This window comes from Parapedobacter sp. ISTM3 (assembly GCF_016533505.1).
Taxonomy (GTDB): Bacteria; Bacteroidota; Bacteroidia; order Sphingobacteriales; family Sphingobacteriaceae; genus Parapedobacter; species Parapedobacter luteus.
Window position 1 is genome coordinate 1 of record NZ_JAENGN010000079.1, and the last position, 392, is coordinate 392.

The 392-nt window shown below is 63.8% G+C and carries 1 protein-coding gene; it reads right to left on the reverse strand.

Going from position 1 to position 392, the window contains the following annotated elements; translation table 11 throughout:
* Positions 1 to 392 (reverse strand): DUF11 domain-containing protein (locus JHJ32_RS22710; RefSeq protein WP_200123036.1); only part of this gene is annotated, 392 nt, incomplete at both ends.

Here is a 392-nt window from a genome sequence, read left to right on the forward strand (position 1 = left end):
CATCCCCAGTATTAACCACGGTGATGGTATAGGTCAGCACCTCGCCCGCCTGCGCCAGCCCATCGCCGGAAGCATCCGCCACCGACTTGGTGGCTGCAAAGCCACGTGCCGCATCCACCGGTAATTCCGGCGCGGTTGCTTCCCGGGGCGTGCCCGACGGATCGGCCGGATCCGACACAACCGCCGTGTTGGCAATCACATCGATGTCCGTCAGGTCGGCCGCCACCGTCACCCCGAAGTTTACGGTGACGCTCGTTCCAAACGGAATATCCAGCACCCAGTCTATCCGGCCGTCGGCATCATCAAACACCCCGCCGTCAGCATCCGCACTTCCGGCCACGTAAGCCGTGCCGGTTGGTATCACGTCGCGGATGGTGACCCCAAGCAGGTCC